The following is a 25,861-nucleotide window of genomic DNA, read 5'->3' as shown; positions in this document are numbered from 1 at the left end:
CGACGACGCACCCGGCGCCGCGGATCGTTTCCCGCGCGGCGAACGTCAGCTGATCGGCGCCGCCTGGGCCGACGCCGACGACGAAAAGTTTATTGCGCATGGGCGAGTTCCTCCGCGAAGGCCGCCGCGCCGGAGCTCGCGCCCAGCAGGTGGCCCTCATTGTCGATAAAAGCGGCTTCTACGGCGAGTTCTCCGAACATCCGCTCGCGGCAGCGTTTCGCCGTCACTTCGGCCAGCGTCGTCCAGAGGAAGTCGAGTTTTTCTTCGCGGACGATCTGCATGGCGACCTCGGTCGTGGTGCTCTCGTAAAGTTTCCTGACGATCTCGCGCCCGGCTCCGGCAAGAGCGGCCTGCGTGCAGAGCGCTTCGCGCCGGCCGTCGCCGGTGCGGTTGTAGGTGTCGAACGTCCCCGCGGCAACCTTGAGCAGCTTGCCCGGGTGGCCGCAGATCAGCGCGCGTTCGATCTTGAGCCGCAGCGCCTCGTCGAGCACGAAGCCAATGTAGTTGCCCGTGTGCATGATGACGCGCCCGCCGATGTTCCAGACACGGCGCATGGCCTTTTCGCCGCTGTTGCCGAAGCACAGGCCGACGCACTTCAGCCCCGACGAGGCAAATGTGTTCAGTTCCAGCGAAAAGGACGCGTAGACCGATTCGACGTTGTACGGCTTGACGATCCCCGTCGTGCCCAGCACCGACAAACCGCCGGCGATGCCGAGACGGGGATTGAACGTGCGCGCGGCTTTTTCCTCGCCGCCGGGAATGGAAATGGTGACGCGGGCGCGGCGCGGGCCAATGACGGCGCGCAGCGCTTCCTCGATCATCCGGCGCGGCACGGGATTGACGGCCGCTTCGCCGACGGGGATCTTCAGTCCCGGCAACGTCACCGTGCCCACGCCCGGGCCGGCCTTGAAGGCGATGGGGCCGTCGCCGTCGCCCAGCTCCACCGACGAGATCACCGTCATGCCATCGGTGGCGTCGGGATCGTCGCCGGCGTCCTTGACGACGCCGCAGGCCGGAAAGGCGTACTCGACGATGTCGAGCGTGAGTTCCTTGCCAACGGGCGCGACGATGCGCACCTGCGCGGGGCACCTGCCCGTAGTGAGGCGCAGCGCCGAAGCCTGGGCGGCCGCGGCCGCGCAGCTGCCGGTGGTGAAGCCTTCGCGCAGGCCCTCGCTAACGTGTAATTCCATAGAGCAGCGCGTTGAGGATCGCCGAGGCGACGGCGGAACCGCCCTTGCGTCCCATGGCGACGATCGAGGGCACGGCGGTGCGCGCCAAGCGCTCCTTGGACTCGATCACGTTGACGAAGCCGACGGGCACGCCGACGACCAGCGCCGGACGGGCCTCGCCCGCGTCGATCAGCTCGCAGAGGCGGATCAGCGCCGTCGGCGCGTTGCCGATCGCGAAAACGGCCTGCGGCGTCTCGCGCACCGCCGCTTCCATGCTCACCACGGCGCGGGTGACGCCGCGGAACGCGGCTTCTTCACCGACGGCGGCGTCCGACATACGGCAGACGACCTGCACGCCCAGCGCCCGGCAAGCTTTCTTGTTGACGCCCGCGGCGGCCATCATCGTGTCGGTGACAATGGTCGTCCCGGCGCGGAGCGCTTCGCGGGCGCGGCCGACCACGTCCGGCGTGAAGCGCAGGTTCTTCTGGAACTCAAAATCGGCGGTGGTATGGATGACGCGCATGACCACGGGCAGGTTCTCCTCGGGCCCCCGCCACGGCTCCATCTCGGCGGCGATCGTTTTCATGCTCGCTTGTTCTATCTCTTCCGGTCTCACAACGTCCACCTCTTCAAGGCAAATTTTCGGTTCAAAAGCACAGCGGCAGCGCCGCCAGCGCCAACGTCAGCAGGCTCAGCGCGGCCGAAACGGCGACGTTCCACAGCAGCATGGACTGAGCGACGGCGCGCGGGAAAAAGCCGAAATAATAGCCGGCGTTGGTGCGCACGAGCCGTGTGATCAGACTCAGGCTGTTGCCGAAAAGCAGCGCGAAGACCGCCTGCGCGACGGAAAGTTCGCCCGCGGCCAGACTGCCACCGGCCAGCGCCAGCGCCGCGGAGACGTGGGCGAAAGACGCCGCCGCCACCGCCATGGCGGGCAGGGGGAAAAAGGCGCTGCCGCGCAGCCAGATCTGTAAATATTTTTCCGCCCACGGCACGGCGAGCACGGCGAGCGCGTAAAAGAACCAGGCCAGCGGCAGCGTTTTCAGCAGCTTGAGGCCGAAATTCCGCGCCGATTCGCCGCGGCTCGCCGCGGCGTTTTCTTCCTGCGGCCGGTCGTCGTGTTCGCCGCGGTTGAGAATGAAAAGCTCGAGCGCGAATTTCGCCGCCGAGCGAAGCAGCAGCGTCAAGGCGAAAAAAGCGCCCGCCCGGCCGGCCAAGCTGCACGACAAGATCATCGTCGCGACCCAGCGGCGCGCGTAGGCCGGAAAGGCCAGCAGCAGCGTGCCCCATTTGGCCGTGCGCGGTGAGATGCGGCCGCTGTCCAGCGCCGAAGCCACTACGGCGGCACCGGCTTTCGACGAGCCGAGGCTGACGGTCAGCGCCGCGCCGAGCGTAGCGCCGATGCCCCAGCGTTTCAGCCGCGGCAGGGCGCGCCGCAGCGCTTTGTCGGCCAGTCCGGTGCGGATGATCAGCGCGCCGATCAAAAATCCGGCGAGGATGTCGAGCGTCAGCCGCAGTTCGCCGCGGAGCAGGGGCGTCCAGTCCATGGTCAGCGCCACAGCAGCAGGATCGAAAGGTATTCCTCGGCGGGGCCCAGGGCCGCGGCGTCCGTGAAGATCTTTTGGTCGGGCAGCCCGGCGCGGTCGATGCGCAGAATCTTTTTCCACGGGCCGGCTTCTTCCACCGTGGCGCGGAGCTGTCCGCGCAGCGCGCAGGGCTTATAGACCGCGGCGGCGTCGGCCGCTTTCAGCGCGGCGACGATCCGCTCGCGCGGCGCCGTGGCAGGGACGATGGCGAGGATCTCGGTCCCCATGGCGAGGAACGAACCGGACTTCGCCGCGGCCAGACAGTGCGCCGAGATGCCTGGCGTCAGTTCAAGCTCCAGCTCGGGAACGAGCTGTTTCCACAGTTCGTAGAGGTAGAATCCCGTGGCGTAGAGCGTGGAGTCGCCGATCACGGGCAGCACGACCGTCTCGGCGTTTTGCCATTGGGGGCGCAGATCTTCCAGCTGCGCTTTCAGCGAGGCGTCGCGGGACGCCGCATCGCCGGTCATCGGGAACAGCACCGGCGTCGTTTTCAGATCGGGCAGATGCGGGCGCACGGCCTGTTCGGCCACGCTGGCCCGTTCCGCATGAGAATGGGGGCTCAGCACCAGATCGGCCCGCTCGATCAGTTTCAGCGCGCCGACAGTGACGAGGCCGGGATCGCCGGGGCCGACGCCGGCCACGATAAATTTCATAGGATCACTCTCCGTAGAAAATTCGCATCAGTTCCGCGCCGCCTGCCTTGAGCCCGAGCAGCGAGGGACGGCTCAGCCAGTATTCGGGGATTTGGGCAATTTTGACCGGAACAAGCGTCTTTGCCCAGGGGCGGGCCTTTACCTCGTCGAGCGAGGCGCGGTTCATCGGCCCGTGCTGGATGAGATAAACATCCAGCCCTCCGGCGAGCAGCTTCATGACGCGCTCTACCCCCCAGGGGGCGACGGCGCTGCCGCGGCGGAGCGGTTCGGCGTCCGCGGCGGCGTTTCTGCCTCCGGCCAGTTCAAGCAGATGCGCCGCCCATGAATCTGGGGCGCAGGTATGCAGTTCCTTGGCCGTGGCTTCGACGAAGACGGACGGCGCGGGACGCCCGCCGCGGCGCGCCGCCGCTGTCTGCCGGATTTCATCGCAGGCTTGCGCGAACTGGGCTTCCGCCGCCTGCGGAGCGACGCCGATCAGCGGCGCCAGCGCGCGCAGGTAGGCGACGAACCCGTCCCACGAGGGCGGATCGACGAGCATGACGGGAACGCCGGCGCGCTCGAGCACGCCGCGCAGCTCGGGATTTTGCTTTTCCACCAGAGTGCGCGTCAGCACGAGATCCGGCTTGAGCGCCAGCAGCGCTTCGGCGCCGACGTTGAGGGCGAATCGCGGCAGTTCAGGCAGCCGCGAAGGATCGTCGCTCTTCGACAGCCCCACGAGACGCGACTGACCGCCGAGCGCCACGATGTTGTCGGTGTGTCCGGGATAGAGAGAAACGATCCGCTCGTAAGCCGCCGTCGGCGCGACCAGAACGAACAGCATCAGGAAAATGGTCAGCGTTTTTTTGAAGATGGATGCCATGCTTTATCACCTTCGGGCGAAAGGTAAGGAGCGAACGGCGTGCCGTAAAGGGATTCAAGCACGCCGCCGTCGATGTGATCCGCGCGTCCTTCGGCGATCAGTCTGCCGCCGCGGAGAGCGAGGTACCGGTCGGCGCAGAACAGCGCGGCGTTGATGTCGTGGGCGACGACGACCACGGTCTTTCCCCGCTCCGCTAGCTCGCGCATAAGACGGAACGCGTGCAGAGCCTGGCGGGGATCCATGGCCGAAGTGGGTTCGTCGAGCAAAAAGACGGCAGGGTCCTGGGCCAGCGCCATGGCGAGGAGCACGCGCTGCCGTTCGCCTCCCGAAAGTTCGGTGACGGGGCGAAAGAGCAGCGGCGCGATGTCCAGACGCTCGGCCGCCGCTTGGATGATGCGTTCGTCCGCGGACGAACGCCGCGTCAGCAAGCGCTGGTAGGGCAGACGGCCGAAGCCGATCACGTCGTAGACGCTGAAAGCCGCTTTCATGACAGTCTGCTGGGCGACGACGCCGATCAGACGGCCGAGCGAGCGGCGCGAACAGCGCCTGATCTCGCGCCCGCCGAGCTCAAGTTCGCCCCCGTAGGACAGAAAACCGCCGAGCGTTCTGAGCAGCGTGCTTTTGCCGCTGCCGTTGGGGCCGATCAGCGCCGTCACCTGGCCGGGCTCGATCGAACCGGACAGGCCTCCGAGGACTTCGCGGCCGCCGTAGCCGGCGCTGAGCGCACGGAAACGGAATGAGAAAGACGGCGCGGTCATTTTCTTTTCACCAGGATCCAACAGAAGAAAGGGCCGCCGATCAGCGCCGTGATCACGCCGACGGGCAGCTCTCCCAAACGCTGCGCCGCTCCGTCGGCCAGAGCCGTCATCAGCCCGCCGGTCAGAAAACTGAAAAACAGCAGCGGCCGGTGCGAAGGTCCGATCAGGACGCGCAGGATGTGCGGGGCCACGAGCCCCACGAAGCCGATGATGCCGAAGCTGCTGACGGTCATGGCCGTCCCCAGCGACGAAGCGCAAAGCAGCCGCCGGCGCAATTTTCTTTCGTCGATGCCGAGCATTTCCCCTTGACCTTCGCCGAGCGAAACGGCGTCGAGCTGACGCCCGCAAAGCCACGCCGGGATCAGCGTCACCGCCGCTCCCAGCCAGACCAGCCGCGCGGCGGCGGGCGAAGCGCCGGAAAAACTGCCCATCAGCCAGAGCACGATCGCGCCCAGCTTGTCGTCGGCGACGGCTTTGAGAAACGTCACTCCCGCCGAGAGCACGGCGTTGGCGACGATGCCCGCCAGCACCAGATACGCGCTGCCGCCGGCGCTTTTGCGCGCGATCAGGTTGACCAACGCCAGCGAGCCGAGCGCGCCGGCAAAAGCCATCGGCGTCACCGCCAGGCGGCTGAAAAAAAATCCCAGCGCGCCGCCGAAGGCCGCGCCGGAAGCGATGCCCAGCGTGTAGGGCTCGGCCAGCGGATTGGCCAGCAGCCCCTGAAGGACCGCGCCCGAGACGGCGAGCAACCCGCCGGCGCCTACCGCCGCGAAAAATCTCGGCAGGCGGACGGCGCGGATCACCAGAGCCTCGGCGGTCTCGCTCTCGGCCGCCGGAAGAAACGGCGAGAGCAGTTCAAAGACGCGGGAGAGTGGAATGTCCCACTCTCCCTGCGTGATCCGCCACAGCGCCGTCAGAAAAAGAAGCGCGCCGAGCGCCGCTCCCAGGCGCAAACGCCGCGCGCAAAGCCGCGAACGCCAGCGCTCGAAGTTTCCGACAGGCGACGGAGACATTTTTACTTCATCATTTCCTTCAGGTGTTCGACGAAGGCGGCCGTGACGCCTTTGTCCTCGCCAAGCCCCTTGATGTAGGTCTCGACGGCGAAGCCTTCCTTCTTGAGGATGCTGTACCAGGACTCGGGATCGTTCGCGTCGGCCATATCGTTGTTGGCGTGGTCGCCGGCGACGATCATCAGCGGCGAGACGAGCGTCTTCTTGTAACCGGCCTTCTTCAGCGCAACGACGACGTCCTCGATCATCGGAGTGTTCTCGACGGTGCCGATGAAGAAGCGACCGTCGGCGATCTTGTCCAAAGCGACCTGAAGCTGACTGTACATGGCGTTGGCGATGTGATGCGGCGTGCCGTGCCCCATCAGCACGACGGCGGTATCCTTGTCGGCAAGTTTCTCGAATCTCTTCACGAGGATCTCCGCCATCTCGTCGCAGCCTTCGACGCTGGAAAGGAACGTCTTGCCGAGGCGCAGATCCTTGATGCCGTATTTGCCTTTCAGTTCGCCCCAAGCCTCGACCACGTTTTTGATCTCGTCGTATTCGGCGCCGGGGATGATGTGCGTCGGCATCACGCCGACTTTGGCGAAGCCCTCGTCGTTCAGCTGCGCTAGGGCCATGACGGGCGTGGGCGGGACGTTCTTCTTGCCTTCGCGGGCCAGCTTGCGGCGGATGATGTTGGAAGTGAACGCCAGACGCACTTCGGCGCCGGGGAACGCCTTTTTGGCGGCGGCCACCAAATTGTCGATGGCTTTGCGGGCGCTGGGCATGGAAGTGCCGAAAGAGGTGATCAGGATTGCCTGCTTCTCTTCCTTTTTGGCTTCCTTGGCGCAGGCGATTCCGGAGAAAGCGACGGCCGCGAGGGTGACGGCGAGGATCATGGACTTAAAGGACATGTTCATCAGACGACCTTTCATGAAATTTTTTCCGAAGCTCAGGCCTCGGGAGACAAAAAAAGACACGACCCTGCGTCGTGTCCTTCCGCCGCGGCTGTCACTGGTCAGCCGCCCAGGAGTTCGCCCACGCAAACATTCCCCCTTTGCAAGCTCCCTCAAAGAATATTCTGGCTTCTCTTCATCCTCGTCCGAGTCTTCCCAATAACGCGATCAGTGACATGCTTCGGATTTGTCAGAGTTACAGCGGCGGGGCCGCGCCGGATTTTCACCGGCTTCCTCTTTGAAAAGGGAGTTTCATGTTCGATTGTCATCATTATAACACGGACTCGCAGCCGCTTCAATGAAACATAACGAAGATGAAAACGTTTTTTGCGCGGCAGGCGTCTCAAAAAAATTCCCGGCGGATTTTGCCGCCGGGATGAAGATGATTTCTCGCCGCCGGAACGTCGGCGGAAACGGTTCACGTTCCGCGCCGCGCCGAGCCGGAAAAACGCGCCGTCGGATTTTTGAGGGCGAACGAGGCGGCAAATTTCTGCAATCGGCGCTTGCCAATTTGGCGGCGAAAAATTACCATATACCCAGTGACTGAAGAAAATGCCGCGTTAAATTTTTCATGGAGGTGCTTCTTTTGGAAATGGAAAATTCACTGCGCCTTGAAGTGGTGACGTCAGTCCGTCCCGAAGCGGTTGTCGATCTTTACATGGACGCCGGCTGGTGGGAAGAAGGCTGGAGCGAAGACGTCATTCCCGCGATGGTGGCCAATTCCTTCCGTTTTGTCGCCCTGTTCGACGCCAGCGAGCTGGTCGGCATGGGACGCGCCCTTTCCGACGGCGTCAGCGACGCTTACATCCAAGACATCGTGGTGCGGACCGATTACCGCGGTCAGGGCTGGGGAAAGAAGATCGTCTCCCGGCTCGTGAAGGAACTCCGCGCCGTCGGAATCGACTGGATCGGTCTGGTCGGCGCGCCGGGCACCCAAGCCTTTTACGAGAAACTCGGCTTCAGCGAGATGCCCCAGTTCGTGCCCATGAAGTACCAGTGCTGAGTCGTGCCGAAGACATAAAAAATCTGTCTGTCCTGAAAATGCGCCCTCGCCGGGGCGCGCCAAGCAGAGAAACGAGTCGGCCGGCGCAAAGACTTTGCCGCCGCTTTTATCGAGGAGGAAACAAATGGAACGTCTTGAAGATCTCCTGCGGGAGAGTTTGAGAAAACGCGCCGCCGCGGACGTATTTTGGTGGAACGGGGATTGGCTGAAGGGGCAGGCGCTGTTGGCCGCCGTCGCCGCGGAACGCAAAGCGCTGATAGCGGCCGGTTTCAAAGAGGGGCAGCGGCTGATGACGCTGCTGCCCAACTGCCCGGCGCTGCTGACGCTGGCTCTTGCCGTCTGGAGTCTGAAAGGCACGTTGATCCCGTTGAACATGCGCGCCGGCACCGACAATCTGCTGCCCACCATCGACCTCGTTCAGCCCTTCGCGATCGTGGTCGCCCGCGGCGACGCCAAGGCCGCGGCGGGTGTGCTGCGCTACCCCGTCGTGGAGATCGAACCGACGGCCGGAACGCTTGACAAATTCCGCGGCGTGGAGCGCAAAACGACGACCCCCGACTGGGCCGTGTTCTTCACGACTTCGGGAACGACCGGTCTGCCCAAGGCAGTGCCGCTGAGCCACGAAAATTTTATCGACAACGTGCGCTCGATCTGCAAACATTTTCCGATTTATCCGCACGACACGATCATTTGGGCGTTGCCGAACTTCCATTCCTTCGGCCTGACGCTCTCGATGCTGCTGCCCCAGTACGCCGGCGCGAAAGTCGCCGCCGTGCCCGCCTTTATGCCGCCGCTGAAAACGCTCGAGGCGATCCGGGACGCCGGGTGCACGGTGCTGTTCCTCGTCCCCGCCATGCTCGAGTTCCTGAAGCGCTCGGCCGCGCACAATCCCATCGAGATCGACACGGTCCGCGCCGTCATCACCGGCGGCGACCGTCTCAACCTGTCGCTCGACCAGGCCAGCGTGGAACTGTTCGGCCATCCCATTCTCGAAGGCTACGGCACGACCGAGTGTTCGCCCGTCGTCACCTTCAACAACGACGAAAAGACGCGCAAGCTCGGCACCATCGGCCCCGTCCTGCCCGGCTACGAGTGGAAAGTCTGCGACCAGCAAGGCGACCCTCTGCCGCCGGAAACGCCCGGCGTGCTCAAACTGCGCGGCAAGTCCGTGTTCCACGGCTATTACGAAGCGCCCCAAGCCACCGCCGAACGTTTGTCCCCCGACGGCTGGTACGACACCGGCGACGTCGTCAAATACGACGCGGACGGCTACATCACCGTGCTCGACCGCCTCACCGACATCATCATCGTCGGCGGTTTCAACGTCTATCCCCAGGAAGTGGAGCGCATCCTCAACGTCCATCCGTCTATCGCCCAGGCAGCCGTCGTGTCCATGCGCCATCTCGTCAACGGCGAGATCCCGCGCGCCTTCGTCGTGCTCAAGGAAGGCGCTTCGGTCACCGACCGCGACATCATCGAGTACTGCAAGGGCAAGCTCGCCAACTACAAGATCCCGCGCAAGGTCGATTTCGTCGAGAGCCTGCCCACGTCCCCTTCGGGCAAGATCCTGCGCCGCAAGCTGAGGGAACTTGAGTGACGCCTGTCCGGCCGGTAAAAATTGTTTTTTCCACTGACCGGATTTTTTCAGAGGTGAGATGAAGAAGTGAAAAAGTTCATGCTGGCGCTGCTGCTGGCGTTTGGCTTCGCGCCGGCAGCGTCCGCCGCGCGCATGCGCCTGACCGTGCCGGAAGAGGCGCCGATCGGCCAGCCTTTTTTTCTGGAGATGCGCGCCAACGAATCGATCGGCGACGTCACGGTAAAATGGCGCGGGCAGCAGTTCATCCTGACGCCGCGCCACAATGCCGTGCGCACGATCCTCGGCGTGCCCAACGACGCAAAACTGGCCGGCTCGACGCTGTCCGTCCAAGTCGAATTCAGCTGCGGGGCCAAAGGGCGGGTCCGGGCCGAGCGAAAAATCAAAGTGGTCGGCTACCGTTATCCCAAACAAGTGCTTACGGTCGCGCCGAAAATGGTCACTCCGCCCCAGTCGGAGTTGAGCCGCATCGCCAAAGAGCGCCAGCTCGTGCGGAAAGCGCTGGCGACGCGCAGCAAAGGCGGCGTGCTGCCGCGCCGCTACGCGCGTCCCGTGCCGGGGATCCCCACCGCTCTTTTCGGCGGCTTCCGCGTCTATAACGGCGTGCCTCGCGGCGGCCATGGCGGCCTCGACCTGCGCGCCGCCGTCGGCACGCCGGTCGCGGCGATCGCCGACGGCACGGTCGTGCTTGAAGGTTCTCATTATTTTTCCGGCGGCGCCGTTTACGTGGATCATGGCGGCGGCGTGCTGTCCGTCTATTTCCATTTGTCGAAGAACCTCGTCAAAGCCGGCCAGAAAGTGAAAGCCGGCGACGCGCTCGCCCTTTCCGGCGCGACGGGGCGCGTCACCGGGCCGCACCTCCACCTCGGCCTTTTCAGCGGCGGCGTGGCCTTGGATCCTCTGCCGCTGCTGGACGGTTCGAAATTGCCCAAAGGTGTGGAAGTTCTTTACGAGTTTTAGGTTTCAAGTAAATTCTCGCTTCATTAAAATCAAGGAGGAACCTCACGATGAAAAAGATCACCATGTTCATGTTCGAAAGCTGCCCTCACTGCAAGCTGGCCCGCAAGTGCCTCGACGAGCTCAAGGCCGAGCATCCCGAGTACGCGGCCGTCCCGTTCGAGATGATCGACGAGAAGAAACAGCCCGACGTCGCCGCAAAATACGATTACTATTACGTGCCAACCTTCTTCGTGGACGGCGAGAAAGTTCACGAAGGACACGCCGAGAAAGCCGACGTGGAAAAAGTCTTCAAGGCCGCCCTGGCATAGCAAAAAAAATTCACACGGACGCCCCGCCTGCAACGGCGAGGCGTTTTTTTCGTCGGCCGGGCCGCCGGGACTGAACAAATTCGCCGTTGCGGCTTCTTGATTCCGGCAAATTTATGTATAATGACGGCAGCGCATCTTTCGTCGGGCGTGAAGAAGCCCGACCGATCAGGAGGCTGATGCCCGTGTACAAGAAAACGATCGCCGCTCTTCTGGCCGCCGCCGCGCTGGCCGTTCCGGCCGCGGCGAAAGACGGCCGCGCGTCGGAACGCCCCGAACGTTCCGTGCTGACGACGGAGACGGCTCTCGAACTGGCTTGCGCGAACAATCCCTCGCTGGCTGCCGCCGAAGCCCGCATCGAACAGGCCCGGCAGCAGATCGCCCAGGCCCGCGCCGACAAACTGCCCAAGCTGTACGCCACGCTCGCCGGGGCGTGGCAGGGCGAAGAGGGAGCGATACCGGCCTATCAAGGGGAACCCGGCCACAGCATCCCGATAGGTTACGCCCTCAACTCCTTCGAAGAGGCGTATCAGGCCGCGCTCGGCGTGCAGTGGCTGATTTTCAGCAGCGGCGCCGCCGAGAATACGATCGCCGCGCGCAAAATGGCCTTCCGCGGCATCCAGACCCGCGAAGTCCGCACCGGCCAGGCCGTGGAAAACGCCGTGCTCGTTTCCTATTACAACCTCCAGCGCGCCCGCGCCAAGCTGGGCGTGGCCGAAGAGGTGCTCGCGCTCTCCAAAGAGCATCTGTCGCAGGTCAGGAACTTTTTCAAGTACGGCGTCGTCGCTCAGGACGAAGTGCTGCGCGTGGAAGTCGACGTATCCAACGGCGAGCTGAACGTGATCTCCGCCAAAAACGCCGTAGACGTGCGCTGGCGCGCTCTCGAACGCGCCGTCGGCACCGAGCTGCGCTCGAAATTTGATCTGCCGGAGCCGAACAGGAACGCGGCGCCGAAGGACGCTCCCCAATGGGACGAGGCCAGCCTTTACGCCCTGCGTCCCGAACTGAAGGCGCTCGATTTCTCGCGCCGCGCCGCGCTGGCCGTCGCCGCGGCCGCCCAGGGATCGAGCGGACCGAAGATCGTCGCCGGTGGCGAAGCGTTCGCTCAAGGGCGCGATTTCTGGCCCGACGGACTCGACACGTGGAAGCTGTCGCTCAGCCTGCGCTGGGATTTTTACGACGGCGGCAAGGCCCGCGCCCAGGTCAAAGAGTACAAAGCCCGGGCGCAGGAGCTGCTTGCCCAGATCGAAGACGTGAAACGGCAAGTCGCGCTGGAAGTCTCGTCGGCGCAGCTGAACTTCGAATCGGCGCGCCAGCGCATCGACGTGGCTTCGCGCCAGGTCGCCAGCGCGAAAGAAGACTATCGCATGGCCCTGCTGCGCTACAAGTCCAACGTCGGCACCAACCTCGACGTGCTCGACGCCCGCACCGCCCTGACCAACGCCCGCACCCAGCTTGTCGACGCCGTCTACGACATGAACAGCAGCCGCGCCGATCTCGACTATGCGCTCGGCCTCTCGGAACGGTTCAAGCTGCCCGACGGCGTTTCGTTCGCGGCGGAAGGACGGCACGGCGCGAAAAAATGAAAAGCGCGCCGGCGGAGCGGCCGCCTTTTTGATGAAAGCGACCGCTCCGCCGCGCCCCTTTCGCGCTTTTTCGCCCGCCGAAGGGACAATACAGGATGGAAATTGTTCTCCCGAGCTGCACGCCGCGAACGAAGAAATTTGCATTTGCCCGTTGACTTTTGACGAAAACCCTTTATAATGTCTTCCTGTCAGGCCGGCGTAGCTCAGTTGGTAGAGCAGCTGACTTGTAATCAGCAGGTCATCAGTCCGAGTCTGATCGCCGGCTCCAGTTTTGACAACTTCATATGACGTGGTAGTGTGGCCGAGTGGTCAATGGCATCAGACTGTAAATCTGACGGCGAGAGCCTACGGTGGTTCAAATCCACCCGCTACCACCATTTTTAAGCCGACTTAGCTCAGTAGGTAGAGCACATCCATGGTAAGGATGGGGTCCCCGGTCCGAATCCGGGAGTCGGCTCCATTTTTTACCGCGGAAAACGAAAAGCGCAGACCTTTGGGATCAAGGGTCTGCGCTTTTTTTGTTTGCGGGATGAAAGAACGAGTTTACTTTGCCAGGGAAATCAGCTGGTTGAGTTTTCTGATGAGCGCCTGCACGTCCTTGCGCGCCGGTTTGCGGTGGAAGATCTGGACGTTGTTCAGATGCCTGCCCCAGCAGGCGTCGTTGACGCGGGGCAGTTCGCTGATCACCGAGCCGTCGAGGGCCACGCCGGCGAAAACGCCCTTCGTGATCGAGTAGCTGAAGATCGGCGCGTCGGCGTTGATATTGGTGCCGACGTAGGAGTTGCGTCCGCTCGGTCCGGCCACGGCGGCGACGTCGGCGCCCAGCGTGAAGGTGCCGCCGCGGAACGCCTTCATGCCCTTTTCATTGTTGACGGTCAAAACCAGCGCCGTCGAAGAAGCGCCGATCTGCAGTCCGACCGACCCGCCGCTGATGCTGAAAAACGCCGGCCCGTACCATTGGCCCGTCTTGGGATCATGACGCAGCATCAAGCCCTCGCCGTATCGGCCGCCGACGATGAGCCCCGCCTTGACGACGCTGGGGAAAATGGCCACGCCGACGCCTTCCTTGACCGACTGGGCCAGTCCGGCCGCCGACTTGGAGCGGATCATTTTCTCCACGGCCGCCTGCGCTTCCTTCACCCGCGCCGCGACGTGATAATCTTTGGCCTGCACGGCCGCACAGCACGAAATCGCCAAGAACAAAACTGCACCGAGAAATTTTTTCATGTGACACCTCCATTTTCGAAGATGCTCTTATTTTATCATCGTCCGCGTAAAAAATCGCCGACGTTGGTATAATCTCTTGGGAAGAATAACGTCGCGGCGGACAATGCCGCGGCGGAACTTGAGCGGAGAGGGACAAAAATGACATACGGACGTTTTCAAAAAATCGCGGCAGCCGCAGCGCTGCTGGCAGCACTGGTTCTAAGCGGCGCGGCGGCGCGGGCGGCGTTTCGGCTGGACGTGCGGCCGGGATACGGCGTGACGGGGATCAAATGGCTTTCCGATTACAATCCCAACCTCAGGGGGACCGATTACGACACCGCTGTTTACGTGATGGAGGGCGCGAAGCCGGGCGCGACGGCGCTGGTGTTGGCGGGCACTCACCCGCGCGAGATCGGCGGCGTTCTGGCGGCCGAAGTGCTTCTTGAAAACGCCGCGGTGGCAGAGGGAAAATTATTTGTTATCCCCTGTTTGAACGCCGCCGGCATGTCGGCGCCGGACACGCTCGGGCAGGTGCCCCATCAGCTGCCGTTCGAAAGCCGCCAGGGCAAGCGCTGGCTGTATTACGGCGACCGGCGCATACCGCTGCGCAGGGGCGAAACCGATCCCGAACACTTCGTCCACCCGCTCGGTTACGTTCACGAAGACGGCTCCGAATGGCGCAACGTCAACCGCAATTATCCCGGCGTCGCCGACGGAACGCCCGCGCAGATGGTGACGTTCGGCGTCATGGAGCTGATCCGCCGCGAAAAGCCCGCCTCCTGTCTCGACATGCATGAGGCGACGGCACCGGAGGAAGTCTTCGACCCCCGCGACGGCAAAAAGCATCCGGGCGGCTCGCTCTCGTATTCTCTGATCACTCATCCGAAATACCTCGAGCCATGCATCGAGATGATCCTGGAGCTCGGGGAGCGAGGCGTCTCCCTCAAACCAGAACAGTCCGTCCCCGGATTCAGGGGCATCTCCCACTACGAAATCGGCGAAGGGACGCCCTGCGTCCCGTTTCTCAGCGAAACGCCCAATCCGGCCATGAACGCGCACGCAGTCGGCGTCGATCCGCTTCATGACGCAAGACATCCGATCGAAGAGCGCGTCGGCATCACGATGGAAGTGTTGAGAGTGTGGTTCGAAAAATTCCCCGAACTGGCCGGCGCGCCGCTGGCGGTGAACGGCTTGCCCTCCAAAAAGCAAATCGAAGCGCAGGGCGTGGGCGCGTGGCTGCAATAACGAAAGTGAGGCGGCAAAGGCGAAACGGCGCGCCGGCAGATGGATTTTGAGCGCTTGCCGAGACCTTCCGCCCGTGTTATATTCTTTGTAATTTAAAAACGTTGTCCGACGGAAGCCGGAAGGGCGCTTCGGGCGTCGGAACGGGAGCGACGAAAGGAGCGAATGAAAATGAAAAAGTTTGCGCGCGCGGCGGCGCTGTGTGTGCTTGTTGCCTGCGCCGCGACCGCGGCCGGGGCGAAAACGCTGAATCCCGGCGCGGCGGAGCTGAAGAAGATGAGCGTCTTTTTGAGCAATTTCACCGAGCTGGGCTACTACGGCTTCGACGTGGGCGACAGCGGCAGCGACGGCCTGCTGCACATGAAGAGTAAAGAAGGGTTGGTCGAGCTGATCCGTTTCGGCGTCTGGCACAACTACGTGAACAACTTCAAAAGCCGCGTCAAACGCTGCGCGGACAAAAACTGCCCGTACGGCTCGCTGACGATCGACGGCGCGTTCGTGGCCGAAACGGTGAAAAAGTATTTCGACATCGACCTGAAGAATCGCAACGTGGAGGGCTCCGACTTCCATTACGACGGGAAACTTTACCATTTCGAGGGCGCCGACGGCGAGTCCGTCTATTACGCGCAGGTGAAAGAAGTCTTCGAAGAAGCCGGGACGCTGCGCATGACCGGCGACGTCTACAACGCCGAGGACGAGAGCGACCGCCCCGCCACGTTCGAGGCCCGGGTCACGCCCAAGACCAAACAGCGGAACCGCTATACGATCCTGTCGCTGGAAACGCAATGGAAATAATTTTTTCGGAAAAAGATCATGGGGGGAAGCTCTTTCGCGCCGCGGCGCGAGGGGGCTTCCCCCATTTTAATGAAAAAAATTCGATGAAATCGGAGCGCCGCCCTCGCGCGAATCGCCCCGAACGCGCCTCACGGACCGACGCGCGCCGGATCCCCGGCGGCGAATGAAGAAACTCCGACTTTCTCTTTTTTCTCGATTGACAGAGAATATTTTTTTAGTATAGTTATATTAAGCGATTTTAAGACAAGGCGTCCCACTTTTGGAGGTCCATCATGAATTCAACACAACGGCAGCCCAAGAATGACGCCGTGGGCAAAATAATCCATCTCATGGAAGCGCTGGTGCGCTCCGAACGGGTGACGAGCGTGCGCGACCTGGCCGCGGCGGCGGGCGTTCCGCGCAGCACGGCGCACCGTTTTCTGGCGGCGCTGGAATCTTACGGTTGGGCGGTTCAGGATGCGGAAAGCGGCGCCTACCGCGCCGGACTTCGTTTCTTCCTGCTCAACCACCGCCCCGTGCTCTTCGACGCGCTGGTGTGCAGCGCCAAAGAGCCGATGCGGCGTCTTGTGGGGCGCACGGGGAAAACGGCGATCCTGAGCGTGATCGAGGGCATGGGCGGCCTCTGCGTCCACACCGAGGAGCCGGAGATCGCCGTCAAGTTCGTGGCGCGCGAGGGCATGAGCGTGCCGCTCTGCGCGGGAGCCACGGGGCTGGTGCTGCTGGCGTTCTGCGAGCCCAGCCTGCGCGAACGGATCCTGGCCTCGCCGCTGAAAATGCCTGACGGTTCCGAAGCCGACGCGCCGCGGCTGCGGGAACGCGTCGCCGAGATCCGGCGCGTCGGCTGCGCCCACTCGCGCGAAGAATGGATGGCCAACGCCGAAGATCTGAGCGTGCCGCTGTACGACCGCCGCGGCCATTTTGTGGCGCAGCTGGGCATCGCCGGCGTGGCGGGAACTTTCGGGAACTGGGAGGCGGAACTGCTGCCGGCGCTGAAAAGCGCGGCGGCGGAGATCGCTTCTTCGATGTAACGATTCAAAAGGAGGCGGAGAGATGAGCGGGAAACTGTTTTACAACGCGGCGATCACCACGCCGCTGGCGGGCGACGCGCCTGCGTCGGGGGCCGATCAGGGGCGCGTCGCGTCGTGGGAAAAGGGCGCGCTGTTCGTCGAAGACGGCCTGATCGCCGCCGTCGGCGACGAGACGGAAGTGCGCGCGGCTCTCGCCGCGAAGGACGCGGAGATCGAGGAAGAACGCGACTGCGACGGTACGGCGATGATCCCCGGCTTCGTCGATCCGCACACGCACATCTGCTTTGCGGCGCGGCGCGAGAAGGAATTCACGATGCGCCTGCAGGGCAAAACGTATCTGGAAATTCTCGGCGCGGGCGGCGGCATCCTTTCCAGCGTCAGAGCCGTCAAGGCGGCCAGCGAGGACGAGCTGTTCGAAACCACGCGCGAGAACGCGCTCTCGGCGCTGAACTTCGGCACCACGACCATGGAAGTGAAAAGCGGTTACGGACTGGACACCGCCGAGGAACTGAAAATGCTGCGCGTGATCGCCCGCCTCGGCGACGAGACGCCGCTGGACGTCGTGCCCACGTTCATGGGCGCTCACGCCGTGCCCGCCGAATACAAGGGGCGCGCCGACGATTTCGTAGACGTTATCGTCAACGAAATGCTCCCCGCCGTCAAAGAACAGGGCGTCGCGCGCTACTGCGACGTGTTCTGCGAGACGGGCGTGTATACCGTGGCGCAGAGCCGCCGTATCCTCGAAGCGGCGCGCACGCTGGGCATGAAACTGCGCATCCACGCCGACGAAGTGGATGACACTCAGGGCGCGGGGCTGGCGGCGGAACTGCGCGTCGCCTCGGCCGAACACCTGCTGGCGGCCAACGAAAAGAATCTCAGGGCCATGGCGGAAGCCGGCGTCATCGCCAACGTGCTGCCCGCCACGGCATACAGCCTGCGCAAGCCCTACGCCGACGCCCGCCGCATGATCGAACTGGGCGTGCCCGTGGCGCTGGCCAGCGACTGCAACCCCGGCTCCTGCTTCTGCGAGTCGATGCCCTTCGTCTTCGGCCTGGCGGTGATGAACATGAACATGACCGTGGAAGAGGCGCTGACCGGCTGCACGCTCAACGCCGCCTGGGCCGTCGGCTTGCAGGACAGAGTCGGCAGCCTGGAACCCGGCAAGCAGGCCGACTTTTTGCTGCTCGACGGCGATTCGCCGACGATCCTGGCCTATCACGCCGGCGTCAGCCCCGTCATGGAAGTGTACAAAAAAGGCGTCTACGTGGCGTAAAGGCAAAACAAAAGCCGCTGCGAAGACACAGAAAAAACTGTCGGCCGTCGTGCGGCAGCTGGATTGTTTTTGTTTGTTGTAAAACGTTCGTTCGCTTATATGGAAGCCCGTGGAAAAATACCTCGGCGGGACGCGGTTCATCGGAAAAGAATTTTTCTCCGCTGCTCCGCGGTAAATCTTGTTTATAAAGGAGAGAAAAACACATGCAGGAGAATTTGCTCAACGGCGAAGCGATGGTCATCAAACCGGACGACGTTCTGCCCGAATATCCCGAATTCGCGGCGGGGATCCGCCGCGCGCCCGACCGCGGCTGGACGCTTTCGCAATCGGAGACGGAGCTGGCGCTGCGCAACGCGCTGCGCTACGTGCCCGAAAAATATCACGAGCAGCTGATTCCCGAGTTCATGGAAGAGCTGCGCACGCGCGGCCGCATCTACGCCTACCGCTTCCGCCCCGCCGGGCGCATCTGGGGCCGCCCGATCGAGACCTACGAGGGCAAGTGCCTGGCCGGCAAAGCCTTTCAGGTGATGATGGACAACAATCTCGACTTCGAGACGGCGCTCTATCCCTACGAACTCGTCACCTACGGCGAGACGGGGCAGGTCTGTCAGAACTGGCTGCAGTACCGCCTGATCCAGAAGTATCTGCGCGAGCTGACCGACGACACCACGCTGGTGCTCGAAAGCGGCCATCCCGTGGGGCTGTTCGCCTCGCATCCCGGCGCGCCGCGCGTGATCCTCACCAACGGCCTGCTCGTCGGCCTGTTCGACAATCAGAAGGACTGGCACCGCGCCATGCAGCTGGGCGTCAGCAATTACGGGCAGATGACCGCCGGCGGCTGGATGTACATCGGGCCGCAGGGCATCGTACACGGCACCTTCAACACCGTGCTCAACGCCGCGCGCCTCAAGTTCGGCGTCGGCCCGCGCGACAATCTGGCCGGCATCCTTTACGTGACGTCGGGACTGGGCGGCATGAGCGGCGCGCAGCCCAAGGCCATCGAGATCGCCGGCGGCGTCGGCATCGTCGCCGAAGTCGATTATTCCCGGATCGAGACCCGCCATCGCCAGGGCTGGGTCGGCGAGATCACCGACAGCGCCGAAAAAGCCTTCCGGATGGCCCGGGAAGCTCTGGACGCCAAAAAGCCGCTTTCGATCGCCTATTACGGCAACGTCGTCACGCTGCTCGAGTACGCCGAGAGCCACCACGTCGCGATCCAGCTGCTTTCTGATCAGACCTCGTGCCACGCCGTTTACGAAGGCGGGTACTGCCCGGCGGACCTGACCTTCGAAGAGCGCACGAAAATGTTGCACGAAGATCCCGAAGAGTTCCGCAGGCGCGTCGACGCCAGTTTGCGCCGTCATTTCAGCGTGATCAAGAAACTGGTGAACCGCGGTTCCTATTTCTTCGACTACGGCAACAGCTTCATGCGCGCCATCTTCGACGCCGGCGTCACCGAGATCGCCAAGAACGGCAAGGACACCTACGAAGGTTTCATCTGGCCCAGTTACGTCGAAGACATCATGGGGCCCCATCTGTTCGACTACGGCTACGGCCCCTTCCGCTGGTGCTGCCTGAGCGGCAAACACGAAGACCTGCGCGCCACCGACGAGGCCGCCATGGCCTGCATCGACCCCGACCGCCGCAGCCAGGACTACGACAACTGGGTCTGGATCCGCGACGCCGAGAAGAACAATCTCGTCGTCGGCACGCAGTGCCGTATCCTCTACCAGGACGCCGAAGGCCGCACCAACATCGCCCTCGCGTTCAACAAGCTCGTGCGCGAGGGCAAGATCGGCCCCGTCATGCTGGGGCGCGACCACCACGACGTCTCCGGCACAGACGGCCCCTTCCGCGAAACGGCCAACGTCAAGGACGGCAGCAACATCTGCGCCGATATGGCCACCAACACCTTCGCCGGCAACGCCGCCCGCGGCATGACGCTTTGCACGCTGCACAACGGCGGCGGCGTCGGCATCGGCAAGTGCATCAACGGCGGCTTCGGCCTGCTGCTCGACGGGCGCCCCGAGACCGACGCGATCATCAAGTCGGCGATGATGTGGGACGTGCTCGGCGGCGTCGCGCGCCGCGCCTGGGCCCGCTGCGAACACGCCGAAGAGGTCAGCCGCGAAGTGAACGCCAAGTATCCCGGCAAGTACCACATCACGCTGCCCTACCACGTCGACGGCGATTCGGTGCGCCGCGCGGCCGAAGCGGCCTGCGCCAAGAGAGAACATCACGAAGCCTAGGCGCTTTTCGAAAAAAACGGAACGTTAACGCAAGAGCCGCCGCGAATCCCGCGGCGGCCCGTCAAACAAAAACAATCAGGAGTGATCGCCATGAACCGTGCCAATCCCGTCGTCCTTACCGGCCGTAACCTGACCCTCGAACAACTGATCAACGTCTCGCGCTGCGGCGCTCCGGTGAAGCTTTCCGAAGAGGCCGTCGGCCTGATCAACCGGGCTTCCTCTCTGATCGAGAACTGGGTCGCCGGCAACCGCATCGTCTACGGCGTGACGACGGGATTCGGCGATCTCGCCACCGTCAAGGTCGATTCCGCCCGCACCCGCCTGCTTCAGGAAAACCTGATCCGCAGCCACGCCGTCGGCGTCGGCGAACCGCTGCCCGTCGACGTGGTGCGCGCCATCATGTTGCTGCGCCTCAACGGCCTGCTTTGCGGACATTCCGGCATCACGCTGGAAACGCTGTCGCAGCTGGTCAACTTCCTCAACCTCGGCATCGCGCCCGTGGTGCCCGAGCAGGGATCCGTCGGCGCGTCGGGCGACCTCTGCCCGCTCTCGCACATCGCCGCCGCCATGCTCGGCGAGGGCGACGTGTTCCATCAGGGCCGGCGCATGACCGCGCTCGAAGCCATGAAGTTGACGGGGCTCAAACCCGTCGCTCTGCATCCCAAGGAAGGGCTGGCTCTCAACAACGGCACCGCGGCGCTCACCGGACTCGGCGCGCTGGCGCTGTACGACGCGCTGAAACTCGAAAAGAACGCCGACATCATCGGCGCCCTGTCGCTGGAAGCGCTTCACGGCGTTCCCTACGCTTTCGACGCGCGCACCCACGCGCTGCGCCCCCACAGCGGCCAGATCGCCGTGGCGCAGAATATCCGCCGCCTCATCGAAGGCAGCCAGATCATCGACAAGTACAAGGGCGCTCGCGTACAGGACGCCTATTCGCTGCGCTGCATGCCCCAGGTGCACGGCGCCAGCCGCGACGCGCTCGATTACGTGAAGTCGAAGATCGAGATCGAGATGAACTCCGTCACCGACAATCCGCTCATTTTCCCCGACGACGAGGCGGCGCTCAGCGGCGGCAACTTCCACGGCCAGCCCATCGCGCTCGCCATGGATTTCTTCGCCATCGCCGTGTCCGAGTTCGGCAGCGTCTCCGAGCGCCGCAGCGCCCGCATGGTCGACAAAAGCCTCTCCAACGGCCTGCCGCCCTTCCTGATCGACGACAGCGGCGTCAACAGCGGCTTCATGATCACCCAGTACACCCAGGCCGCCGTGGCTTCGGAGAACAAAACGCTGACTCACCCCGCCTGCGTCGACTCCATCCCCACTTCCGCCAACCAGGAAGATCACGTTTCCATGGGCTATTGGGCCTCGCTCAAGGCGACGCGCGTGCTGCGCAACGTGGAAAAGATCCTCGGCATCGAAGCCATGGCCGCCTGCCAGGGCGTCGATTTCTCGCGCCCGCTCGGGCTCGGCCGCGGCACGGAAGCCGCCTGGGAAGCCTTCCGCACGCAGATCCCCTTCCTCGAAAAAGACCGCTTCATCCACCCGCTCATGACCAAATCCATCGACTTCGTCCGCAGCGGCGCTCTGATCGAAGCCGTCGAAAGCGAGATCGGGGAGTTGTACTGATTTTCCGACAAGCCATCGTGCGCCGAAGGGGAAAAGCCGAAAGAAACCAGCGCCGTCACGGAATACCGCTTCACGAACGTCAGCAAGATCATCTCGCAGTTTATCCATCGCGGTCTCTTAATAATATACGCTGGAATGCCATTACCTTGGGAACCGTCGGAACATGCCCTATGAGCGGGAAGAAGCCGTGCTTGCTCCTTGTCCGCGAAAAGCCGAAAAAAGGGAATGGATTGTCAGGCGCTTTAACTAAGAAACAGCACAAAATATTGAATGGCAAGGGGCTATTCGCTCCCCCCGACAGCGGGACGAAAAAAGCGCCGGAAGATTTTTCTTCCGACGCCTTTTTTCGTCCCGCTGTTTTCTCGAGGGCAAACATCATTTTTCGTTACTGGTCCAACAGATATTTTTGCAGCTCTTCGCTCTTCAGGTTTGCGCCAATGCCGACGGCCAACTTGAGACGCGCCTGCAAGGGCGAAAGGAACCCGCCGTTCATGACGCCGAACTCCTTCAACTTCAGGAAGGCTCCTTCAAAAGAAGAATCCTCCATCACACAGCCCCGCAGGCAGCGCGACACGACCACCACGGGAACGCCGTCGCGCACAAGAGCCTTCAGGTAAGGGACCCAGGCGGGATAAACATGGCCGCCGCCGAAACCGGCGATGACAAGGCCGTCGATGGGATTGCCCTCGTCGCCGGTGAGCAGCTGCAAAAAACGTTCCCCGGCGCCCAGCGAGGCGTAGAGCAGCTCCACGTTGCGGGCCGGCGTGAACGGCGCGTCAAAAATTTTGCTGCGCTTGGGGGCCTGCCAGAGATGGACCTTGCCGGCGACAATGGCGCCGATGGCGCCGCGGAAATTGCCCGCGAAACCGAGACGACCGTAGTCGGCGTATTCAACGATATCGGAAGCCGCAAAAAGTTGCCCCCCGGCGCAGACCAGCACGCCCTGTCCCCACGCTTCGCGCGACAGGGCGGTGAGCAACGCCTCGTTCAGCACGGTCAGCGCGTCGCTGCCGGGGACGCCCGCCGGCGCATGAGTCGCGGCAAATATCAGCGGCTGCGGATACACCCAGAGCAAGTCGGCCAGATAAGCCATTTCCTCTACGGCATCGGAACCGCAAAAGACGACGACGGCATGAGCGCCCGCTTCGACCTGCTGGCTCAGCAGTTCGACGAGGTCGGCCGTCATGCGCACCGAATAATGACTGCTGGGCTGATGACTCCAGTCCACCAGGCGCACCGATTCCGCCAGTTCGGGCCAGATCCACGATTGGATCGTCTCCGCCGAAACCGGCTGCTGCGAGGTGACGATGCCGTCGGCCAGCCCCATGGAGATCTCGCCGCCGGCAATGACAAGCGAAATATTCTGATCTGCCATTCTCAATACCCCAGTTCTTCGCCTACGAGAACCACGTAGGACTTCTTGCCGTCAGGCATGGTCGGCGCCTGCTCCGTAATCAGCACAGCCCGGCAGATACTGTCAGGAGCGACGTTATGGCCGGGACGCGACAGCCTTTGCGCGTTGATGGGGGCCGCGAGGTTCCGCACGCGCGCGAGGGCGCCCGCCACGTCGGGACAAACCTTGTTCATGCCGACGACGTAGATCCTGTCGCCGCGGCTCCAGCACATGGCCGCCACGCGATTGCCGGCGCCGTCGACGTTGACGAGCACGCCGTCCTTGGTGATGGCGTTGGAACTGGCGAGAAAGACGTCGCACTGCGCTTCCTCAAAACGCGCCTCCAGCTTTTCTGCCGCCGTCGCCTTCGGATCCCAGTGCTGCACCACTTTGTGCCCCCGCTCCCGCAGCGCCTCGACGGCGCCGATCTCGCGGATCGTTGCGGAACCGGGAATCCCCACGCTGGCGCCGGCGGGAATCAGGGACAGGATCTTTCCCAGCGCTTCCGACGCAGTCGCGGCGTAAAAGGGAACGTGCCCCCGCCGGACCAGATGTTTCTCCATGTCAGCCGCAAGATGACGGCAGTTATCTCGCGCAGTCTCATTCATCGTCGTTTCAGTCTTCATTTTCTCCTCCAATTCGGGCTTGACGAAGCGATCACTCTGCCTCGGCCCATGGCGCAAATACATTCGTCCTTCCATATTCAAACGCGAAACAAAAAAAGATTAAAAATAGAACCGAGCTTATTTTATCATACCAGCCCCAGCAGAAAAAGAGAATTTTTTCATCCGTTGAAATGCGAAAAGCAAATTTCGCCTCTCGGCAACCGCCAAAATCATGTCGGACAAGACCGCATTGGAAGAAAACGGGGAGAGCGAGCGCATTTTTCTTTTCAGAGGCATCATGGGTCAAGCAAAACATCTTGACACCCTCGCCGCGATCGCTTATAATGCTCGCGTCGTGAAGGGAGTGAGGGCAGAGTGAGCGAGAACGAAGCGCTGGAACGCCGCGTTCAGCTTTCGCGGCTGTACGATCTCTACGGTCCCCTGCTCACGGAACGGCAGCGCCGCGTTTACGAAATGCACGAGCTCGACGACCTGTCGCTCTCGGAGATCGCCGACGAGTTGGGGATCAGCCGTCAGGGCGTCTCCGACCAGCTGCAGCGGGCGCGCGACCGCCTCGACGAGATCGAGACGCTGCTCGGCTGCGGCGAACGCTTTCGCCGCATCGAAGCCGAGGCCCGCGCCATCCGCGACGGCGAAAATCCTCAGCGGCACGCCGCGGCCATCGTCGAGGCGTGCGAAGGAAGGACGATGAACCATGTTTGACGCGCTCAAAGAACGACTGGAACGCATTTTCAGCGGCCTGCGCGGCCGCGGCAAGCTGACGGAAGAAGACGTTCAGCAGGCCCTGCGCGAAGTTCGCCGCGCCCTTCTCGAAGCCGACGTCAACTACAAAGTCGTTAAGGACCTGGTCGAAAAGATCCGCGTCCGCGCCGTCGGCGCCGACGTGCTCGGTTCCATCATGCCCGCCCAGCAAGTCTCCGCCGTCGTCTACGAAGAAATCGCCCGCATCATGGGCGAAGGCAGCCGCGGCATCGACATCTCGCCCCAGCCGCCGACGCTGGTGATGATGGTCGGCCTGCAGGGCGGCGGCAAAACGACGAGCAGCGCCAAGCTCGCCAAAAAGCTGAGCAAGAGCCACAAGCCCATGCTCGTCGCCTGCGACCTGCGCCGCCCCGCCGCAGTGGATCAGCTGCGCGTGCTGGCCGGCCAGGCCGGCGTCGCCTTCTTCGGCCCCGAAGCCGGCGAAAGCGACGTCGTCGCGCTGTCACAGCGCGCCCTCGCCTACGCCGCTTCGCATCTGATCGACGTGCTCATCTTCGACACGGCCGGACGCCTCGCCGTCGACGAAGAGATGATGGCCGAACTCGACCGCATGAAGGCGGCGCTCGCTCCGCACGAGATCCTGCTGGTCGTCGACGCCATGTCGGGACAGGAAGCCCTGAACGTGGCCGAAGCGTTCAACAACCGCCTCGGCGTCACTGGCGTCGTGCTCAGCAAGCTCGACGGCGACGCCCGCGGCGGAGCGGCCTTGGCCGTGCTGGCCGCCACCGGCGTGCCGGTCAAGTTCGCCGGCGTCGGCGAAGGGCTCGACGCCATCGAGCAGTTCGATCCCCGCCGCATGGCCGAGCGCATCATGGGCATGGGCGACATGGCCGGTCTGGTGGAAAAGATCAAGGAAGCCGCGACCGAAACCGACATCCAGCAGATGGCGCAGAGCTTCAAAAAGCAGCGCTTCACGATGGACAACCTGCTCGCGCAGTTCGCCCAGGTCGAAAAGATGGGCCCGCTCGACAAGGTGATGGAGATGCTGCCCGGCGCGGTCACCAGCAAGATGAAGGACTTGCCGCCGGAAGCGCTCGACGACAAGCGCCTGCTGCGCATGAAAGCCATCATCCAGTCGATGACGAAGGCCGAGCGCCGCGATCCCGCGATCATCAAGGGCAGCCGCCGGCGCCGCATCGCCGAAGGATCGGGCACCACGGTGCAGATGGTCAACCAGCTGCTGAAGCAGTTCGAGCAGATGAGCGAGCTGTGGAAGCGTTTCGGCAAGATGGGCAAAAAA

The 25,861-nt window shown here is 63.2% G+C and carries 25 protein-coding genes, 3 tRNA genes and 1 riboswitch; of the genes, 16 read left to right on the top strand and 12 right to left on the bottom strand.

Going from position 1 to position 25,861, the window contains the following annotated elements:
* Nucleotides 1-89: 89 nt before the first annotated feature.
* Genes cbiD through HMPREF7215_RS06715 form a run of 8 tightly spaced genes read right to left on the bottom strand, consistent with a single transcriptional unit; the run spans nucleotide 90 to nucleotide 6,949 of the window.
* Complete coding sequence (gene cbiD / locus HMPREF7215_RS06750; protein WP_009164997.1) at nucleotides 90-1,190, bottom strand: cobalt-precorrin-5B (C(1))-methyltransferase CbiD; 1,101 nt, start codon at nucleotides 1,188-1,190, stop codon at nucleotides 90-92.
* Nucleotides 1,174-1,785 carry a precorrin-8X methylmutase gene (locus HMPREF7215_RS06745; RefSeq protein ID WP_009164996.1) on the bottom strand — a complete coding sequence of 204 codons (612 nt, stop codon included), beginning with the start codon at nucleotides 1,783-1,785 and terminating at the stop codon, nucleotides 1,174-1,176. Before HMPREF7215_RS06745 ends, cbiD begins: the two co-directional genes overlap by 17 nt.
* Before the next feature lie 31 nt (nucleotides 1,786-1,816).
* Complete coding sequence (locus tag HMPREF7215_RS06740) at nucleotides 1,817-2,716, bottom strand: membrane protein (protein WP_009164995.1); 900 nt, start codon at nucleotides 2,714-2,716, stop codon at nucleotides 1,817-1,819.
* 2 nt (nucleotides 2,717-2,718) lie between these two features.
* Entirely contained in the window at nucleotides 2,719-3,408 is a 690-nt protein-coding gene (locus HMPREF7215_RS06735) for a precorrin-2 C(20)-methyltransferase (protein WP_009164994.1), read from the bottom strand.
* Nucleotides 3,409-3,412: 4 nt separating this feature from the next.
* Nucleotides 3,413-4,267: an ABC transporter substrate-binding protein gene (locus HMPREF7215_RS06730; protein WP_009164993.1), complete on the bottom strand. Its 855-nt coding sequence runs from the start codon at nucleotides 4,265-4,267 to the stop codon at nucleotides 3,413-3,415.
* Nucleotides 4,240-5,025 carry an ABC transporter ATP-binding protein gene (locus HMPREF7215_RS06725; RefSeq protein ID WP_040550763.1) on the bottom strand — a complete coding sequence of 262 codons (786 nt, stop codon included), beginning with the start codon at nucleotides 5,023-5,025 and terminating at the stop codon, nucleotides 4,240-4,242. The genes HMPREF7215_RS06730 and HMPREF7215_RS06725 overlap by 28 nt, the downstream gene beginning before the upstream one ends.
* Nucleotides 5,022-6,038: a FecCD family ABC transporter permease gene (locus tag HMPREF7215_RS06720; RefSeq protein ID WP_009164991.1), complete on the bottom strand. Its 1,017-nt coding sequence runs from the start codon at nucleotides 6,036-6,038 to the stop codon at nucleotides 5,022-5,024. The genes HMPREF7215_RS06725 and HMPREF7215_RS06720 overlap by 4 nt, the downstream gene beginning before the upstream one ends.
* A 2-nt stretch (nucleotides 6,039-6,040) precedes the next feature.
* Nucleotides 6,041-6,949, bottom strand: coding sequence for a sirohydrochlorin cobaltochelatase (locus HMPREF7215_RS06715; RefSeq protein ID WP_050768883.1), 909 nt, complete (start codon nucleotides 6,947-6,949; stop codon nucleotides 6,041-6,043).
* A 119-nt stretch (nucleotides 6,950-7,068) separates the two neighbouring features.
* Nucleotides 7,069-7,248: riboswitch (cobalamin riboswitch) on the bottom strand.
* Between the two features lie 314 nt (nucleotides 7,249-7,562).
* On the opposite strand from HMPREF7215_RS06715, the gene HMPREF7215_RS06705 reads away from it, so the two are divergent.
* The 8 genes from HMPREF7215_RS06705 (at nucleotide 7,563) to HMPREF7215_RS06670 (ending at nucleotide 12,878) form a co-directional block, all read left to right on the top strand.
* Nucleotides 7,563-7,973, top strand: a complete 411-nt coding sequence (locus HMPREF7215_RS06705; protein WP_040550774.1) for a GNAT family N-acetyltransferase — start codon at nucleotides 7,563-7,565, stop codon at nucleotides 7,971-7,973.
* 124 nt (nucleotides 7,974-8,097) lie between these two features.
* Nucleotides 8,098-9,570, top strand: a complete 1,473-nt coding sequence (locus tag HMPREF7215_RS06700) for an AMP-binding protein (protein WP_009164987.1) — start codon at nucleotides 8,098-8,100, stop codon at nucleotides 9,568-9,570.
* 66 nt (nucleotides 9,571-9,636) lie between these two features.
* Nucleotides 9,637-10,527 carry a M23 family metallopeptidase gene (locus HMPREF7215_RS12425; protein ID WP_009164986.1) on the top strand — a complete coding sequence of 297 codons (891 nt, stop codon included), beginning with the start codon at nucleotides 9,637-9,639 and terminating at the stop codon, nucleotides 10,525-10,527.
* Nucleotides 10,528-10,574: 47 nt separating this feature from the next.
* On the top strand, nucleotides 10,575-10,835 hold the full coding sequence (locus tag HMPREF7215_RS06690) for a glutaredoxin family protein (RefSeq protein ID WP_009164985.1): 261 nt from the start codon (nucleotides 10,575-10,577) through the stop codon (nucleotides 10,833-10,835).
* Nucleotides 10,836-11,011: 176 nt separating this feature from the next.
* Complete coding sequence (locus HMPREF7215_RS06685; RefSeq protein ID WP_009164984.1) at nucleotides 11,012-12,418, top strand: TolC family protein; 1,407 nt, start codon at nucleotides 11,012-11,014, stop codon at nucleotides 12,416-12,418.
* A 192-nt stretch (nucleotides 12,419-12,610) separates the two neighbouring features.
* A tRNA-Thr gene (locus tag HMPREF7215_RS06680) sits at nucleotides 12,611-12,686 on the top strand.
* A gap of 23 nt (nucleotides 12,687-12,709) precedes the next feature.
* Nucleotides 12,710-12,795, top strand: a tRNA-Tyr gene (locus HMPREF7215_RS06675).
* Between the two features lie 7 nt (nucleotides 12,796-12,802).
* Nucleotides 12,803-12,878 (top strand) — tRNA-Thr (locus tag HMPREF7215_RS06670).
* 83 nt (nucleotides 12,879-12,961) lie between these two features.
* Here HMPREF7215_RS06670 and HMPREF7215_RS06665 read toward each other — a convergent pair.
* Complete coding sequence (locus tag HMPREF7215_RS06665; RefSeq protein ID WP_009164983.1) at nucleotides 12,962-13,645, bottom strand: lipid-binding SYLF domain-containing protein; 684 nt, start codon at nucleotides 13,643-13,645, stop codon at nucleotides 12,962-12,964.
* A gap of 138 nt (nucleotides 13,646-13,783) precedes the next feature.
* Here HMPREF7215_RS06665 and HMPREF7215_RS06660 point away from each other — a divergent pair, with 138 nt between their 5' ends.
* The 6 genes from HMPREF7215_RS06660 (at nucleotide 13,784) to hutH (ending at nucleotide 21,840) form a co-directional block, all read left to right on the top strand.
* Complete coding sequence (locus tag HMPREF7215_RS06660; protein WP_009164982.1) at nucleotides 13,784-14,869, top strand: M14 family metallopeptidase; 1,086 nt, start codon at nucleotides 13,784-13,786, stop codon at nucleotides 14,867-14,869.
* 168 nt (nucleotides 14,870-15,037) lie between these two features.
* Complete coding sequence (locus HMPREF7215_RS06655; protein ID WP_040550762.1) at nucleotides 15,038-15,661, top strand: hypothetical protein; 624 nt, start codon at nucleotides 15,038-15,040, stop codon at nucleotides 15,659-15,661.
* 272 nt (nucleotides 15,662-15,933) lie between these two features.
* Nucleotides 15,934-16,689, top strand: coding sequence for an IclR family transcriptional regulator (locus tag HMPREF7215_RS06650; protein WP_009164978.1), 756 nt, complete (start codon nucleotides 15,934-15,936; stop codon nucleotides 16,687-16,689).
* Nucleotides 16,690-16,711: 22 nt separating this feature from the next.
* Nucleotides 16,712-17,962: an imidazolonepropionase gene (gene hutI / locus HMPREF7215_RS06645; RefSeq protein ID WP_009164977.1), complete on the top strand. Its 1,251-nt coding sequence runs from the start codon at nucleotides 16,712-16,714 to the stop codon at nucleotides 17,960-17,962.
* A 203-nt stretch (nucleotides 17,963-18,165) separates the two neighbouring features.
* The gene (locus HMPREF7215_RS06640) at nucleotides 18,166-20,211 is read left to right on the top strand and encodes a urocanate hydratase (RefSeq protein ID WP_009164976.1); all 2,046 of its coding nucleotides are present in this window, start codon (nucleotides 18,166-18,168) and stop codon (nucleotides 20,209-20,211) included.
* A gap of 90 nt (nucleotides 20,212-20,301) precedes the next feature.
* A complete protein-coding gene (gene hutH / locus HMPREF7215_RS06635) occupies nucleotides 20,302-21,840 on the top strand; it encodes a histidine ammonia-lyase (protein ID WP_009164975.1) in 1,539 nt (512 codons plus the stop codon).
* Between the two features lie 385 nt (nucleotides 21,841-22,225).
* Here the strand turns inward: hutH and HMPREF7215_RS06630 are convergent, their stop codons facing one another.
* From HMPREF7215_RS06630 to HMPREF7215_RS13615, 3 genes are read right to left on the bottom strand one after another with little or no spacing between them, the layout of a single operon-like run.
* Nucleotides 22,226-23,215: an asparaginase gene (locus tag HMPREF7215_RS06630; protein ID WP_040550760.1), complete on the bottom strand. Its 990-nt coding sequence runs from the start codon at nucleotides 23,213-23,215 to the stop codon at nucleotides 22,226-22,228.
* 2 nt (nucleotides 23,216-23,217) lie between these two features.
* The gene (locus tag HMPREF7215_RS06625; protein WP_232205537.1) at nucleotides 23,218-23,859 is read right to left on the bottom strand and encodes a lactate utilization protein; all 642 of its coding nucleotides are present in this window, start codon (nucleotides 23,857-23,859) and stop codon (nucleotides 23,218-23,220) included.
* A 31-nt stretch (nucleotides 23,860-23,890) separates the two neighbouring features.
* On the bottom strand, nucleotides 23,891-24,154 hold the full coding sequence (locus HMPREF7215_RS13615; protein ID WP_009164972.1) for a hypothetical protein: 264 nt from the start codon (nucleotides 24,152-24,154) through the stop codon (nucleotides 23,891-23,893).
* 59 nt (nucleotides 24,155-24,213) lie between these two features.
* Here HMPREF7215_RS13615 and HMPREF7215_RS06620 point away from each other — a divergent pair, with 59 nt between their 5' ends.
* Nucleotides 24,214-24,561: a sigma-70 family RNA polymerase sigma factor gene (locus tag HMPREF7215_RS06620; RefSeq protein WP_009164971.1), complete on the top strand. Its 348-nt coding sequence runs from the start codon at nucleotides 24,214-24,216 to the stop codon at nucleotides 24,559-24,561.
* Nucleotides 24,554-25,861, top strand: a 1,308-nt coding sequence (gene ffh / locus HMPREF7215_RS06615) for a signal recognition particle protein (protein WP_009164970.1), incomplete at its 3' end; no start/stop codon positions are given. The genes HMPREF7215_RS06620 and ffh, both read left to right, overlap by 8 nt.

Source organism: Pyramidobacter piscolens W5455 (assembly GCF_000177335.1).
Classification (GTDB): domain Bacteria; phylum Synergistota; class Synergistia; order Synergistales; family Dethiosulfovibrionaceae; genus Pyramidobacter; species Pyramidobacter piscolens.
The sequence above is the reverse complement of the archived record's forward strand: the minus strand, read 5'-3'. Positions and strand labels throughout refer to the sequence as shown.